General features: G+C 68.4%; 5 protein-coding genes. 1 reads left to right on the top strand and 4 read right to left on the bottom strand.

All coding sequences use genetic code 11. The features are described 5' to 3' along the window. Positions 1 to 70 precede the first annotated feature (70 nt). From ACWDBE_RS03235 to ACWDBE_RS03220, 4 genes are all read right to left on the bottom strand, one after another. Positions 71 to 1,456: a hypothetical protein gene (locus ACWDBE_RS03235; protein WP_449807182.1), complete on the bottom strand. Its 1,386-nt coding sequence runs from the start codon at positions 1,454 to 1,456 to the stop codon at positions 71 to 73. 59 nt (positions 1,457 to 1,515) lie between these two features. Then, on the bottom strand, positions 1,516 to 3,081 hold the full coding sequence (locus tag ACWDBE_RS03230; protein ID WP_449807073.1) for a peptidoglycan DD-metalloendopeptidase family protein: 1,566 nt from the start codon (positions 3,079 to 3,081) through the stop codon (positions 1,516 to 1,518). Positions 3,082 to 3,092: 11 nt separating this feature from the next. Continuing rightward, positions 3,093 to 4,076, bottom strand: coding sequence for an alpha/beta hydrolase (locus ACWDBE_RS03225; protein WP_449807072.1), 984 nt, complete (start codon positions 4,074 to 4,076; stop codon positions 3,093 to 3,095). Positions 4,077 to 4,404: 328 nt separating this feature from the next. Next, positions 4,405 to 8,715, bottom strand: a complete 4,311-nt coding sequence (locus tag ACWDBE_RS03220) for a LamG-like jellyroll fold domain-containing protein (RefSeq protein ID WP_449807071.1) — start codon at positions 8,713 to 8,715, stop codon at positions 4,405 to 4,407. Positions 8,716 to 9,696: 981 nt separating this feature from the next. On the opposite strand from ACWDBE_RS03220, the gene ACWDBE_RS03215 reads away from it, so the two are divergent. Then, positions 9,697 to 16,479: a polymorphic toxin-type HINT domain-containing protein gene (locus ACWDBE_RS03215; RefSeq protein ID WP_449807070.1), complete on the top strand. Its 6,783-nt coding sequence runs from the start codon at positions 9,697 to 9,699 to the stop codon at positions 16,477 to 16,479. The last annotated feature ends 425 nt before the right edge of the window (positions 16,480 to 16,904 follow it).

Genomic DNA, 16,904 nt, shown 5'->3' with positions numbered 1-16,904 from the left:
GCTCCCGCTCCGGCCGCCCACAGCAGGCCACGCCTGCCGATCGGGTGCATCGCTGTGCTCCAGGGCGTTGTCAGGGCACGGCGGGTCCGGGGGTGGTGTTCAGCCAGGCCCAGTCGGACCAGGTGGAGAACCCGGTCTGCCAGCGGTGGTGGACCCCGTCGGTGTTGGAGCCGAACACCTCGATCCGGCCGTCCGCGTTGCCAGCCGCGGCGATCTCGGTGCCGCCGGTGCCGAAGGTGTCCCACTGGCCGTACGGCGCGTTGACGCCGGTCTGCCAGATGTGCTGTGCGGTGCTGCCGTTGATCGCGAAGACCTCCACCCGGCCGTCCGGCGAACGCTCACTGGTCAGCTGGGAGTCGGCGGGGCCGCCGGTGGGGTCCCAGCCGGACCAACTGGTGGGGTTGGTCTGGTACTTGTGGTAGACGCCGGCGGGTCCTGAGGCGAAGACTTCGAGGCGTCCGTCCTGGTTGTGGCTGACGGTGAGGTCGTGGCCTCCGGTGCCGAAGTCCTCCCAGGGGGACCAGGCGCCGTTGACGCTGGTCTGCCACTGGTGCTGGAAGGTGGTGCCGTTGAGGGCGAAGACTTCGAGACGTCCGTCGGGGGCCTTGCCGAGTTCGATCTCGCTGTCGGCGGGGCCCCCGCCCGTGGGGTCCCAGCCGGACCAGCCGCCGTTGGGTGCCGTCTGGTACTTGTGGTAGACGCCGGCGGGTCCTGAGGCGAAGACTTCGAGGCGTCCGTCCTGGTTGGAGCCGACGGCGATGTCGTGGCCTCCGGTGCCGAAGTCCTCCCAGCCGGACCAGGCGCCGGAGGGTTGGAGCTGGTAGCGGTGCTGGAAGGTGTTGCCGTTGATGGCGAACACCTCCAACCTGCCGTCCGCGTTGGAGCCGACGGCGAGTTCCGCGCCGCCGGGGCCGCCGAGGTTCTCCCACTCGGACCACCCGCCGTTGATCGCGGTCTGCCAGGCGTGGGAGACGCCGTTCGCCCCGGCCGCGAAGACCTCCAGGCGTCCGTCCGCCGACCGCGCCGAGACCACTCGCCCGGACTCCGCCGGATACACCACGGGCGCCGGACCGGGTTCGTGGTGGCCGAGCCGGTCCACGGCGGCCCGCGCCGCGTCCATGTACCGAAGGTGCGCGCCCGCGGCGTAGGTCGACCACTGGTGCCAGTCGATGCCCTGGTTGGAGATGCGGTAGGCCTCGTTGGCGTTGCACTGGGCGTCGTAGGCGCAGGCGTCCGTGACCTCGCTGTGCCAGTAGTCGTTGATCTCCCACAGACCGCGGTCGGTGGACTGCGGGCTGTTGCCCTGGACGTTGGACGCCAGCGGGTTGCAGCTGGACTCGGCCATGCCGACGGCGATCGCGGTCACCAGGGCGTCGCCGCGGAAGCCCGCGGTGTAGCCGACCTCGGCGCACAGGTCGATGCCGGTGGCGGCGGGCGCGGGCGTGGCGCCGACCATCAGGCCCGCTGCCACGCCCAGCGAGGTGAGCGCGGACAGCAGGGGGAGGTGCGCTCTGGTCACCGGGTGGCTCCTCGACTGACGGCGGGTCCGGGGGTGGTGTTCAGCCAGGCCCAGTCGGACCAGGTGGAGAATCCGGTCTGCCACTTGTGGTGGACGCCGTCGGTGTTGGAGGCGAAGACCTCGATCCGGCCGTCCGCGTTGGTGGCGGCGGCGATCTCGGTGCCGCCGGTGCCGAAGGTGTCCCACTGGTCGTACGGGGCGTTGAGGCCGGTCTGCCAGATGTGCTGTGCGGTGCTGCCGTTGATCGCGAAGACCTCGACCCGGCCGTCCGCGGTCTGCCTGCTGGTGAGCCGGGAGTCGGCGGGGCCGCCGGTGGGGTCCCAGCCGGACCAACTGGTGGGGTTGGTCTGGTACTTGTGGTAGACGCCGGCGGGTCCTGAGGCGAAGACTTCGAGGCGTCCGTCCTGGTTGTGGCTGACGGTGAGGTCGTGGCCTCCGGTGCCGAAGTCCTCCCAGGGGGACCAGGCGCCGTTGACGGCGGTCTGCCACTGGTGCTGGAAGGTGGTGCCGTTGAGGGCGAAGACTTCGAGGCGGCCGTCGGGGGCCTTGCCGAGTTCGATCTCGCTGTCGGCGGGGCCTCCACCCGTGGGGTCCCAGCCGGACCAGCCGCCGTTGGGTGCCGTCTGGTACTTGTGGTAGACGCCGACCGGTCCTGAGGCGAAGACTTCGAGGCGTCCGTCCTGGTTGGAGCCGACGGCGATGTCGTGGCCGCCGGTGCCGAAGTCCTCCCAGCCGGACCAGGCGCCGGAGGGCTGGAGTTGGTAGCGGTGTTGGAAGGTGTTGCCGTTGATGGCGAACACCTCCAGTCGGCCGTCCGCGTCGGGCCCGACCGCCAGCTCCGCGCCACCGGGGCCGCCGAGGTTCTCCCACTCGGACCACCCGCCGTTGATCGCGGTCTGCCAGGCGTGGGAGACGCCGTTCGCCCCGGCCGCGAAGACCTCCAGGCGTCCGTCCGCCGACCGCGCCGAGACCACTCGCCCGGACTCCGCCGGATACACCAACGGGGCGGGGCTCGGGCCGCTTCCGGGAACGCAGGGCACGGTGACACCGCGCTCCGTGAGGTACGGCTCCGGGTCGGTGCGCACGGACGCGTCCGGGTCGGCCCAGACCCGCAGGTGCAGGTGCGGGCCGGTGGCTTCGCCCTCGCTGCCCATCAGCGCGATCTGCTGGCCGGCCGTCACGTGGTCGCCGGCGGCCACGTCCCGTTCGTACATGTGCCCGTACTCGGTGATGGTCCCGTCCGGGTGCAGGATCCGGATCCACTGGCCGTAGCCCTGGGCCGTGCCGGAGATCAGCACCTGGCCGTCGCCGACCGCGTAGATCGGTGTGCCGTAGTCGTTGGCGATGTCGATGCCGTTGTGCCCTGCGGAGTAGTGCTGGGAGACCTGGCCGCGGGCCGGACAGGCCGCCGCGAACCCGGCGGCCCGGGTGGCCTGGGCGGGAGCGGCCGTGGCGGGAGCGGACACGGCGGGAGCCGCCACGGCGGAGGCTGCCGGCACGGTGAACGGCAGCAACAGGGCGGCGACCGCGGCCAGGGCCGGCCGCGAGAAGCGGGAGATCATCGGAGCGCCCCTCACGCCTTGCGGAGGCGGTCGATGATGCCGTCGATGTCGCGCCGGAACATGTAGTCGCGGATGAAGTGGCCGCCCGGCTCCTCGTGGGCCTCGTACGGGATGCCCGCGCCGTCCAGCAGGGCGCGGAACTCCCGCTGGCCGGCCAGCACCGCGGTCTCGTTGAAGGTGTCGAAGGGGTTGGTCGGGTCGGGGCTGGTCCCGGCCACCAGGAAGATCCGCTTGTTGCGGTAGCTCTCCAGGCGCTCGACCGGGTTGTCGGCGGTCACCCTCGCCTGGTCCCACAGCGGCGCGCCGTAGATGGTGCCGCCGGCCAGGTCCTTGACGGCGGCGGACACGTTGGCCCAGTGCACGACCGCGCCGTTGTCGCGGCGCAGGCTGGCCGGGCCGGAGTGGGCGCTGACCGAGGCGAAGTGGCCCCAGTACTTGGCGGCGTACTTCAGTGCGCCGAAGCCGCCCATGGAGAATCCGGCCACGGCGCGGCCGTCGTACTCGGCGTAGGTGCGGAAGTTGGCGTCGACCCAGGGGATCAGCTGGTTGAGGTGGAAGCTCTCCCAGTTGCGGGGGCCCACGTTGGTGCCGACCGGGTTGGAGTACCAGCCGGCCTGCCCGCCGTCGGGCATCACGACGATGAGCGGCTTGCCGATGGTCCAGTCGCGGACGCCCTGGTGGTCGAACTCGATGAAGTCCTGGAGGCCGCCGTGCAGCAGGTAGAGCACGGGGTAGGTGCGTCCGCTGGTGTGGTAGTCGTCGGGGAGCAGCACGTTGACGGCGGGCTGCCAGCCGATCTCGGCGGTCGCGAAGCGGTAGTACCACATCCGGGCGTCGCCCTCGTTGCGGTCGGTGATGTGCAGCCCGAAGCCGTCGTCGGCCGCGCGGGCCGCCGAAGCCGTCGCGAGGACGCTCGCGCCGCCGAGCGCCAGCGCGGCGCCGAGCCCGCCGGCGGACTTGAGGATGCTCCTGCGGGTGGGGTGGTTCGCGGTCACCGTGACCTCCAGAAGGCGCGTGACGGCGGCCCGTCCGGACCGCCGGATGTCCGACGGTTCGGACGGTAGCCATCCGCCGCAGGGCACGGAACCCGGAACCATACGGACTGACAACGACGGGTCCGGACACGGAGACTGGTGCGTTCCCGGCGCTGCGGGTGGCGGCGACGGGGTGGCAGCCCGGCGAAGCCGGTGGGGTCCCTTCGACGGCTGCGGACGGCCCTTCCCCGGACGCCTGCCGATCACTCGGAAGGCGATGCCGACGGGTGGGAAAGGGCCGGGGTCCGAGGGCAAGCCCCCGGACCCCGGCCCTTGCACCGGACGGGGATCAGCCGTTCAGGTGCGCACGCGCGAACCACTTCTGGTTGCTGTCGGCCGAGCAGGTCCAAACGATCACGCGGGTGCCGTTGGTCGTGATGCCGTGGGGAATGTCGATGCAGAGGCCGGACTGGACGTTCCGGATGGTCCCGTCATAACTGCGGATCCACTGCTGACCTTCGCCGTCCTTGGGGGCACTGCCGCTCGTGGCGTCGCACGGGCGCAGGACGACGGGCGTGCCACTCGCGCCGGCGTTGTCCTTGGTGCCGAGGCACTTGCCGGCGCTGGTGATGGTGCGGTCGTCGTTGAAGGTGAAGTGCTGGTTGGCATCGTTTCCGCAGTCCTGAACCGCGATCTCTCCGCCGCCTCCCCAGTTGTTCAGGCAGGTCGCCGTGCGCTGCAGGCTGTGGATCTGGACGCTGGAGTTGCTGGTGGCGAGATTGTTGGCCTGTTGCTCGGTGAGCGGATACGGGTACATCCGTACGTCGCTGACCGACCCGTCGAAGGCGGGACTCGCGGGGGAGGAATTGGTGATCTGGGCGCCGATGGAGAGGGGACCGGACGTGGTCCAGGTGCTGGGGTTGACGGTGCTGCCGACGGCTTGGCCGTTGACGTAGAGGGTCATGGTCTTGTCGCCGGAGCTGTAGACACCGATCAGATGTGTCCAGACACCGACCTGTGGTGCGCTGGTCGAGTCCCAGGCGGCGTAGTAGGCGTTGGTGTTGGCGTTGTCCTCCCCGGGCGCGACGAAGGCCCAGCGGCCGTAGGTCTTGGAGTACTGGAGGTAGAAGGGACTGTGCTGGTTGCCCACGAGGGTCGCGACGGTCTGGTAGCCGTTCGTGTTGTTGATCTTGACCCAGGCGGCAATGCTGTAACTCTGCCGGGTGTCGATGTTCGGGCTCTGCGAGGTCCGGTAGTAGCCGCCGTTCAGGGCGATGGCGCCGTTCGGAACGCCGTTGTGGTCCGCGACCGCTGTCGGGTTCCCGGCTGTCACGAGGGGGTTGGAGGCGGAGCTGTCGACAGTGATGTTGGCGGGTTTGTTGTCGAGGGCGTACCAGACCGGGCTGACCTTGGTGTCGGCAACGGTGACCGGGCCGGCCTCCCAGTCGATCCCGGGCGCGGAGGGGGTGCCGGTGCGGTGGCCCCACCAGATCTGGATCTGGCCGTTGGCACTGCGCCCCCAAAGGGCGGGCGCACCGTTGCCGGTGAGGTCCCCGTCGGAGCCGAGGACGGGATAGTCGTTCGGCGGGACGAAGCCCAGGTAGGAGTTGGTGTCGATGCCGACGAGCGTGGGAGCGCTGACGGGCTGGCCGGTGACAGGGTCCAGCACGGGTTCGCCGTCGACGGTCGGTGCGTAGACCCCTGTGGTGAACGTGTAGCCCCTGAGCTCGCCGGTGGTCATGTTGCGTGACCACAAGCCGGGGTGCCCCTGGTTGGCCCAGTCCCCGGGACTGAGCAGTTCCATGTTCTTCCAACCGGTCGCACTGAGGCGCACCGGTGCCCCGAAGTGCGTACCGAGGGTCGGGTAGTACCAGAGTGCGGCGTCGGCACCGTTCGCGGCCATCTCGATGGTGAGCAGTCCCGCTCCGTTGCGGAACTGGAGCTTGTAGTCGAGGTCGGAACGGATCGGGTCACCGACTGAGGCGACGCGAACGACGGTCGACCAGTTGGCGCTGTAGCCGTCGCAGTAGTGGGGGTCGCTCGCGGGGGTTTCGCAGGCGGGTTTGTTGAGGAGCCGCTTGGTGTCGAAGCGGCCGGTGTAGTGGGTGTTGCCCGGGTTGCCGTAGTACCAGAGCTGCGTGTCGCCCTTGGCGTGGACGATCAGGTCGTCGACGTTCTTGCCACCGGTGAGCGCGCCGCGGTGGGTGAACTGGATGTCGGTCTTCCAGTCTCCGTCTTTCACAGGGGAGTAGGACTTCAACGCGGCGACCGAGACGGCCGGGCTCTTGGCCAGCGGGTTGCCGGGCACGCTGTAGGCCTGGAGGTTGCCGGCCTGGTCGGCAGCGAGGATGTCGGGGGCGCCGTCGCCGGTGATGTCGCCGAACACCGGGGGCGGGCCGGCCGGGTTCCACGGAACGTGGAAGGCGTAGGACCGGATCGGTGACTGGTTCCCGGCGTTGTCCATGACCTGTATGAAGAGGATGTTGGTACCCCAGCTGCCGGGTCGCACGGAGACGCCGCCCTGCGGCAGGGACGCTCCGCACTGCCAGGTGCTGCCCGCCAGTTGAGGATCCCAGCCCCATCGTGCACAGGCGACCCCCGACGGCGATCCACCGTTGGGCGCCGGGTCGACCGCGCTGAACGGGACGACGCCCGAGTCGCCGAGGCGCTTCCTGCTCGTCTGCCCGTTGCCGGCCGGCGGGAACTGGTCGGCGAGAGCGTTGTCGGGAAGCTGGTCGTTGAGTGTGGGGAGGCTCAGCTGCGGCGGAGTGGCGTCCACTGCGAACCGGCAGTCGGGCGTGGAGGCGGAGAGGCCTACGAGCATGTCGCCGGCCATGATGCTGTAGCCGTACGCGTGACCGTCCTGGATGACGTTGCTCGGTACGACGAACGCCGCGTTGCTGCCGTTGGTGACGAGGTCGGAGAAGCCTTCCGCGACGTTGGGAGATCCAGGAAGGTTGTAGTCCCAGATGTGCGACCAGGAGTACAGCTGGCCCTGCACCGGGCTCGAGACGGTGGCGTTGAGGGTGACAGCCCCCTGTGCCAGGGCGCTTGAGTTCAGCCAGCCCCATGGGGCGCCCGCGCACCCCTGGGTGACCTGATTCGGTTCCATCGTCTTCGGACCCGGGTAGACGTACTGGTTGGTGGGGGTGTCGGGGGTGCGGTCGTAGGTGACGCTGAGGCTCGCGCCGTAGTCGAAGCGCTTGAACGCGTAGATGTTGTTCTCGTCCGAGGCCTGCAATCCGACGGTCAGGACGTTGTTGGCCGGGATGTACTGCTTGAGGCCGTCGAGGTTCCAGTAGGGGACATCGACGTTGTCATGGCAGGGGTTGCGCCCAGACCCAGCGACCTGGGTCGAGTCGAGTCGTCCGCCGACCGGCTCCGGCTTGTTGTTCCACACGGTGCCGGAGTTGATCTGGCGGTCGACGAGGTAGACGTCGACACCGTAGGTCTTGTTGCAGTCCCAGTCGGCGGAGGTGTACTCCCAGAAGTCCAGGCGGACGTTCTTGATGATGGCTCCGCGCAGGTCGCTGGTGTCGAACTGGAAGTAGGAGCGCATGAGGTCGGAGGGGTTGCAGCTGGGCGCACTGGGATACACGCCGCACCTGCCGACGCCCAGGTGGTCGCTGTCGTTGGATCCGTTGACGTTGTAGTGGGGTGTGTTCGGGTACTTCGACTGGACGTAGGTCGAGCCGTTGCTTCCGCGCGACCACGGAATCCAGTCCGGGTCGATGAAGTACGGCGCCGTGCCGGTGGAGAGGACCTCTTGATCGGTCGCCAGATCGATGCCGGTGCTGGAGATGCTGACCGGCATGGTCGAGACCTTGGCTCCGGCGCCGGGGCCGTCGGGGCTGCTGGAGGCGGGAGCTGCGGGTTTGCCGGAGGCGTCGGCGGAGGCCGTCGGCGCGGGTGCGGGCGTAGCGGTAGTGGGCGTCGGCTGCGCCGCCTGTGCCATGGCTTTGGCGGCTGCCGTGGGTGCCGGAGTCGGTGCGGGCTGGGTGTTGACGGGTGCCGCGGGGGTGCTGTCCCACATGCGGGGCGCCGGGGCACTCCAGCGCGGCACGCCGTCGGCACCGGTCGCGGTGACGTTGTGGTCGGCGTCCGACGTGAGGGAAACGCCGTCAGTCCTCGTGTCGAAGTGGAGGTGCTTCAGCGCCGGGTTGGCGGCCGCCTGGGCGGTCTTGACGACGAATACCGTGCGCACACTGCCGTTCTTGCCGACGCCGACCCTGAGATCCGTGTCGGGTCCGATCACGCCGGGGTAGAGCAGGGAGTTGCCCTCGACGCGTGGTGTGGGCAGGTCGAACGGCGCGCTCAGGGAGAGCTTCTTGCCATCCGAACTGGTCATGGTGGCCAGGGGCCTGTTCCCGCCGGCGGAGAGTGTGACACCCGACGGGACGGCCTTGGGGGAGTAGGTTCCGTCCGCGTGCGCGGTCAGGGTGGCGTCCAGTGTCCGCCAGGCCCCGTCGACTTTGAGTCGTTGCTGGTCGGGGTGTCGGACCTGCCGGAGGTGCCCTTCCGGAGTGGCGAGCGTCTCGGTGAACTCCGTCGTCAATCGTTCGATCGGAACGTCCTTGCCGGTGGCCTTGGCCTGGGCGAACGCGCTGTCGTCCGGAAGCTGGGGGCGCTCCTTTCGATGAGCGGCATCAGCCGCGTCCATCACGTCGGTGTTCGGTATGCCACCGGTGTTCTGGCCGGCGAAGGCCACAGGCGACGTGACACCGACGGTGAGCACCGTGGCGGCGAGGGCTGACAGCAGGCGGAGCCGACTCTGCGGGTGGCGTCCGCGTCTGCGTGGTGGACCAGGTGGAGTTTTGGGCATGCCGAAGCGCTCCCGGAAGTGACGAGGGTGCGGTCACCGCCGGGCATCGGGCGGATACACACAGGACACGCACAACCTGACTGATCATCAAGTGATCCGTCAACTGACTGTCGGCGCGAATGCCCGATTTGCCGATGTCGGCGGCCTTTGCCAAGTGGGGTGATCTAGATCACTTCATTCTCATCGAATCTTCATCTCGACTGACATATCAACAAGTCCGTAGAGTCGCCGACGTTTTCATGGCCGTCCCTGTGTCTGCGAACTGACATCGGGACTCATCTGGGGGGTTCGGTGTTACTTCCTCGTGTCCGCTCTGCGCGTAGACACGCTGTCATCGCGACCGGCCGTTCACGGGTCGCACTGCTGAGCACCTTGACAGTGGTGGCCGCGTTACTGACTCCGGTCGCCGGGCCCGCGTTCGGCGCCACGGTCGACAAGAACAAGGTCTGGTCCCCGCCGACCACGCCGTTGCCGAGGACTCCCTCGGTCTCCGGCAAGGATGCGACTCCTCCGAACCCGGTGGCTCCGCCCACGGGCACTCCGGACTGGGTGCCGCCGAAGTCGCCGACCACTGCGCAGCGCGGCAGCGCCACTGTGGACCTGTCCGCACGCCAGGCCACTGAGGCCCGGGCGGCGTCCGGAGACTCGGATGCGGCGGCGCCCGTTCAGGCGCCCGCAGGCGCGTCGCAGCGGGCCGGGACGTTGCCGGTCTGGCTCGCCCCGGTGACAGCGGCAACAGGACAGAACTCTGCAGCGTCCGGCGCCGAGGTCGCCGCCAAGAGCGGCCCTGCTACTGCGGGCCCTGTTCTCCGAGTAGAGGTGACCGACGCCAAGGCGGCCGAGGCCGTGGGATCCCACGGCGGCCTCGTCACCCTGACGCCGACGTCCGGCGCCGGCGGCAAGGTCCAGGTGGCGTTGGATCCCGACGTGATCAGCGGCGGCATCGGTGCCGGGTGGGCCCAACGGGCCGGCCTCTACACCCTGCCGGCCTGCTCACTGACCACTCCCCAGGCGGGAGGCTGCCAGGAACGTACGCCCGTCGCGTCGCACTACGACGCCGCCACCAAGCGGCTGGTCGCAGAGGTGGACCTGCCGTCGACGGCGGCGGCACCGGCCCAGGGCGGTGTCTCCGCCAAGTCGGTCACGGCGCTCGCACCGATGGTCCTCACCCTGGACGCACCGACCGACACCGGTGGCGGTGGAACCTTCGGCGCAACGAGCCTCGCCCCGAGCCAAGCCTGGACCGCCGGTGACGCGTCCGGTTCGTTCAACTACACCTATCCGATCCAGTCTCCGCCGACCCTCGGCGGCACCGCTCCCCAACTCGCCCTCGGATACAGCTCGGCCTCGGTGGACGGCCGTACGTCGTCCACCAACTCGCAGGCCTCATGGCTCGGTGACGGCTGGGACCTCGGAACCGGGTTCGTCGAGCGGGTCTACAAGCCGTGCTCCAAGGCGGGCATCGCGGGATCCGGCGACCAGTGCTGGGGCGGGGCCAACCTGACGCTCTCGCTCGCAGGTCATTCCGGGGAACTGGTCCCGAAGGACGGTTCGTGTGCCACCGGGACCTCCACGGACGAGCAGTCCAAGTGCACCTGGCGCCTCAAGAGCGATGACGGCAGCCGCATCGAGTTCCTGACCGGCGCCGCCAACGGCACCTGGAGCGGCTCCTACATCAAGCTCACCGACGCGGCGGGCACCGCCTACTACTTCGGCCTCAACCACCTGCCGTCCGCCGGCGGTGGCGCAACGGCCACCGGGCCGGACTCCAACTCCGCCTGGACCGTCCCCGTCTACTCTCCCAACGCCGGCGATCCCTGCTACAACGCCGGCCAGGGGCAGGCATCGTGGTGTCAGATGGCCTGGCGCTGGAACCTCGACTACGTGGTCGACGTCCACGGCAACCTCACCACCTACACCTACGCCACGGAAACCAACCACTACGCACGGGGTGCCGGCCAGAACCGCGGCAACGGCGTCAACAGCGCCTACACCCGCGGCGGTGTCGTCCGGACCATCGCCTACGGTCAGCTGCTCAGCGACCAGATCGCAGCGAACGGCAACTACCAGGGCGCGTCGAGGATCGTCCTCGACAGCGGCGAGCGCTGCCTCACCAGCCCCACCGCATGCGACCCGGGACAGCGCACCGCCGCCAACGCGGTCAACTGGCCCGACGTACCGCTCGACAAGCAGTGCCAGCAGAACGACCCCTGCTCCAACAGCGGACCGAGCTACTGGACGACCAAGTGGCTCAACACCATCACCACCCAGATCCGCTCGGGCGGTGGCTACCGTGACGTCGACCACTACGAGCTGACCCACGTCTTCAAGCAGGTCGAGAACCCCACGGAGAACACCGCCGTCCCGTGGCTCGCGTCGATCCGGCGCACCGGCAAGGACACTGCCAACGGCCAGGCCGAGGTCAAGGTCCCGCTGGTCACATTCGCCAACATGCTGCTGCCCAACCGTGTCGACGGTGCGGGCCCCGCGCGTCCCGAGTACAACCGGCCGCGCATGGCCTTCGTCACCACCGAGACCGGTGGCACCATCGGCGTCGACTACTACTCCGTCTCCTGCTCCCGGACGGCGGGCGTCATGCCGACCTCCGCGGACAACAACAAGCTGGCCTGCTACAACGTCAAGTGGTACCAGACCAACTCCAAGCCCACCGACCCGCCGGTCGACGACTGGTTCCTGCGCTACCCGGTCAAGTCCGTCACGGTCGACCCGCGATCCGACCTCGTCAAGGGAGCCCTCCCGCAGACGACCACGTACACGTACGGCGACGCGGCCTGGCACCGGAACGACTCCCCGTTCATCGAGGACAAGGACCGCACCTGGGACGAGTTCAGAGGGTTCGCCTCCGTCACCGCCGTCACCGGCAACGGCAAGGACGGCATCAAGGGCAAGACCTCCCGGACCTACTACCAGGGCATGGACGGAGACATCACCACCACGGGCACCCGCTCGGTGAAGGTGAAGGGCCCGGTCAGCGCAGCGGTCCAGGACTCCGACTGGCTGTCGGGGGAAGTCCTCGAAAGCGACACCTACGCCGACGCCGACGCCGCTGCGCCGGTCGCCTACAGCATCAACACCCGCGCCGGGGAGGTGGAGACCGCCAGGCACGCGCGCGGAACCCTGCCACCACTGATCGCCCGGTACTCGGCCACCACGTCCGTCACCACCGCGGGAGCCCTGAAGAGCGACGGCACCTGGCGCACCACGACGGAGACCACCACCAACGACCCCGACCACTCCAACCGTCCCAAGACCGTCCTCAGCGCAGCCGACGGCACCCCGGATGTCTGCGCCCGCACCTCCTACGCCGCCAACAACGACCCGGTCATGTCCGGCATGGTGGCCGAGACGATCTCCGTCTCCGGGGCGAACGCCTGCACCACCGCCGCCACTGCGGCCAACACCATCAGCGGCGCCCGCACGCTGTTCGACAGCCAGCCCTACGGCTCCGCCGGTTCCAAGGGCCTCGTCAGCGGTATCCAGGCCCTCGACGGCTACGACGCCAACGGCAACGCCCGCTGGATCACCACCGGGCTGACCACCTACGACGTCTACGGCCGTACGGTCACCGTCACCGATCCGACGGTCACCGACGCCAAGCACCCCTCCGGTGCGTCCACCACCACCACGCGCAGCTCCGCCAACCCCGGTGAACTGCCCAACCAGACGACGATCACCGCCCCGGCGCCCGCGGGCGCCCCCGACGCGGACACCGGCCGCGTCTCGACCGTCACCCTCGACCCAGCCCGCTCCTTGCCCCTGGTGAGCACGGACGCCAACGGCCGTTCCACCACCGAGGCTTACGACGGCCTCGGCCGGCTGACCTCCGTGTGGCAGGCCGGCCGCACCACCGCCGATCCCGCTAGCCAGGTCTTCACCTACGACCTCAACGGCTCGGCGAAGCCCAGCACCATCACCAGCCGGACCCTGCGGGCCGACGGCAGCAGCTACGCGACATCCATCCAGATCCTGGACGGGCTGGCCCGGGTCATCCAGACCCAGACCGACCCGGCGATCTCCGCGTACACCGGCCGGTTGATCACCGACACGTATTACGACTCCCAGGGCCGCACTCCGCGCGTCAACAACACCTACTACAAGGACCTCGTGGGTCCGAGCACCACCCGCTTCGAACCCGACGACGCGACCGTCCCCAACCAGACCTACACCGTCTTCGACGGCATGGGCCGGGCCGTCAGCACGCAGACCCGCGCCTTCGGAACCACCCAGTCCACCATCACGACCGCATTCCCGGGCGTCGACCGTACCGACGTCACGCCTCCGGCAGGAGCGACCCCGGGCAGCAAGGTCACCGACTCGCGCGGCCGCACGACCCAGCTCTGGCAGTACCGCACACCCACCGCCACCGGCAACGCCGGCGACGCGGACGTCACGACGTACACCTACAACCCTGCGGGCAAGGAGACGTCGCGTACGGACGCTGCCGGCAACACCTGGAGCTACAACTACGACCAGCGTGGCCGCCAGACCAGCGCCAGCGACCCCGACACGGGCAACAGCACCACCGTCTACGACAATGCCGGGCGAGTCACCTCCATGACCGACGGCCGCGGCAAGACCATCGCGACCACCTATGACCTCCTGGGCCGCAAGACCGGGACGTACGACGGCACCATCTCCCCGGCCAACCAACTGACCGGCTTCGCGTACGACACCGTCGCCAAGGGACAGCTCGACAGCTCCACCCGCTACTCCAACGGCGCCTCCTACACGAAGGCCGTCCTCAGCGTCGACATCGCCTACCGTCCGACCAAGACCACGCTGACCATCCCCGGCAGCGAGATCGGCAAGACCGGCAACGTCACCTTCACCAGCAAGGCGAAGTACGACCCCATCACCGGCGCACTGAAAGAAGAGACCCGACCCACCGTCGGCGACGTCTTCTCCGAGACCATCGAATACGGTTACGAGCAATACGGACCGCTTCTGACGTTCGGCGCGGTCGCCGGCCAGACGTACGACCTCCAGTCGGACTACGACGCCTACGGCCGCAACATCCGCTCCACCATGAACCCCTGGGGTACCCAGGTCGTCACCACCAACACGTACGACGAGTCGACCGGACGTCTGCTCACCCAGTTCGTCGACAAGCAGACCTCGACCACCGGCGTCGTCCAGAACACCACCTACGCCTACGACCAGTCCGGACGCATCACGGCGATCCGCTCCATCCCGAACAGCGACCCGAACGCCACGGACCTCCAGTGCTTCGGTTACGACTACCTCGGACGCCTGACCACCGCCTGGACGGACACGGGCCGGCTCAACCAGGTGCCCGGTCCCAGCGTCGGGGGACAGGGCGCCTGCGCCAACAACAGCCCCACGAGCGGAGCCCAGGCACCCGCTCGGACCACCGTCGGTGGGAGCGTCCCGTACTGGCACACCTACCAGTACGACCTGACGGGCAACCGCACGCAGTTCGTCGCCCACGACCCGGGCGGTGACACCACCAAGGACACGACGGTCACCCAGACCTTCCGGTCCAGCGGCACCCGCAACACCCCCACCAGCGCCCCCAACACCGGCGGCGGCACCGGAGGCCCGCACGCCCTGCTCACCTCAAGCAGCCGCACCGGCAACAACGCGCCGACCACCAGCACCACGCAGTACGACCAGGTCGGCAACACGACCGCCATCACCGACACCGCCGGCACGGCGACGCTCACCTGGAACAGCGAGGGCAAGCTCGAATCGCTCGCCAAGACCAGCGCGGGCGCCACGACGTACCTGTACGACCCCGAAGGCAACCAGCTGATCCGCCGGAACCCCGGCAGGACCACCATCACCATCGGCGACGACGAACTCGTCTACGACACCAACACCAAGGCCACCGTCGGCACCCGCTACTACAGCATTCCCGGCGGCACCACCCTCGTCCGCCAGGGCGGAGGCCGGCTCACCTACCAGATCGCCGACCACCACGGCACCGGCGGCCTGGCGCTCGACTCCGCCACCCTCACCGAATCCCGCCGGCCGACCGACCCGTTCGGCAACCCCCGAGGCACCCAGCCCTCGGCCTGGGCCGGCGACCGCGGCTTCGTCGGCGGTACCAAGGACGACGTCACCGGCCTCACCAACCTCGGCGCCCGCCAGTACCAACCAACCACAGGGCGCTTCCTCAACCCGGACCCGATCCTCAGCAGCGCCGACCCGCAGCAGTGGAACGCCTACGCCTACAGCAACAACGATCCGGTCAACAGGTCCGACCCGAGCGGGCTGTTCTCGTTCGACATCATCGCCAGCATGATCAGCAATGCCGCAAATGTGGTTGCGGCTGGTGTGCAGACGGCTGTGACCCTGGCGACCGAGCACCCCGAGTTCGTGCAGCAGGTCTTTGCTGTGGAGAAGGCGGAGGCGTCGAAGAAGAGGGCTGACGAAACGAAGCTGAAGGTGATGAACGCCGGCAAGCAGCTGGCGAAGATCGCCGCCGACGAGCTCGGTATCACCGATGCCTTCGACTGTGTCACCAAGGGCGACCTCGGAGCCTGCGGCGAGACCGCCCTCAACGTCGTCACCAGCCTCATCGGTGGCGGCCCGCTTGCCAAGCTCGCCAAGAAGTACGCGTTCCACTGGGACAAGGCCTGGGAACTGGTCAAGACCATCAAGCGGCTCGCCAGTGAACTCTGGGACGGCTTCCAGGCCTGGCGCAAGGAGTCCAAGCTCGCCCGCGAGGCCGAACAGGTCGTGGGCAGTTGCCCGATCGGAGGTGTAAAACACAGTTTCACACCAGGAACACTGGTCCTACTAGCCGACGGCAGCAGTAAACCCATCGGCGACGTTCAGGCAGGCGACTCGGTCCTCGCCACCGATCCTCAGACCGGCGAAACCGCGACCGAACCCGTCACCGACGTCATCATCACCCCCGACGACCACGAGTTCACCGACCTCACCCTCACCTCCGACGCCGGCCCCCGGGCCCCGCCCGTCACCAGCACCTCCACCCAGCACCACCCCTACTGGAACGAAACCACCCAGCGCTGGACCGAAGCCGCTGACCTCCACTCAGGCGACCAGCTCCGCGCAGCCAACGGCACCCTCCTCACCGTCCAGACCGTCCACAACTACGAGACCGCCCCCCAGGAAGCCCGCAACCTCACCGTCGCCCAGCTCCACACGTACTATGTTGTGGCGGGCGAGACGCCGGTTCTTGTTCACAATGAGTGCCGTGATCCCGCTGGGCGGTTCGCGACCGATCCGAATGCACTCCAGCCCGGCGAGCTGGACGCAGATGGGATGCTCCGCGGAACCAATGAACCTGGACACGTAACAAGCCGCGCAAACTGGCGGGCTCAGACCCTCGACGATGCTTGGGCCGGAGGAACCGCGGGGCCGAATGGTGGAGTCATGTGCCCGCGGCAGGGGCCGAACTGTGCCGGCGAGGTCTTCCGGAATCCCACTGGAGATCAGGTCACCGGCGACATGGGGCACTATCCAACCGCCTGGAGCAACCGGCAGTTCTCGCCAAATGTCAAGCGCCCAGAGGTCATCGATGAATATCAGCGAAATGTCAGAATAGAATGCATACCTTGCAATAGGGGGGCTGGGAATAGGCAGGATGGCTAGCCTGAGCTAGGTGGGGGGCTAAGGTCGCCTAAGTCTAGGTGACCTTAGCCCCCTCGAAGGTGAATTTTTGAAAGTGCAAGCTTCGATTGGGGTGCTGTCGCCAGTATGACAATTCACGATATAATTGGGCGTTTCCCGACCCCTGAGGTGCTTCGGCGTAGGTGTCGAGTGCTAGCCGAGCTCGATGCGGTGCTCTTCCCCGAGGCGCGGACGCGGTGGTTCGATTCGAACTGGAGGGATGGAGTTTCGCTAAGTCACATGGATGACGGGGCTGGTGGATTTCATCGAATAGTATTTGATCCGGCAGGGGTCTTTGCCTATGGGTTCGACAAGAATGCCCAGATATCTCCTTGGCGGGTCAGTCCGAGGGTGCACTGGTCGGGTCTGCTGGAGGATATCCCTCCGGTTCTTGGACGTTATACTCG

The sequence above is a fragment of the Kitasatospora sp. NPDC001132 genome, from assembly GCF_053598415.1.
This window is presented reverse-complemented; position numbering and strand designations above follow the sequence as displayed.

What these genes read in the sequence shown, in the direction of transcription:
- ACWDBE_RS03230 (WP_449807073.1), bottom strand. Translation starts at nt 3,081, where the DNA reads ATGATCTCCCGCTTCTCGCGGCCGGCCCTGGCCGCGGTCGCCGCCCTG.
- ACWDBE_RS03235 (WP_449807182.1), bottom strand. Translation starts at nt 1,456, where the DNA reads ATGGTCGGCGCCACGCCCGCGCCCGCCGCCACCGGCATCGACCTGTGC.
- ACWDBE_RS03220 (WP_449807071.1), bottom strand. Translation starts at nt 8,715, where the DNA reads ATGGACGCGGCTGATGCCGCTCATCGAAAGGAGCGCCCCCAGCTTCCG.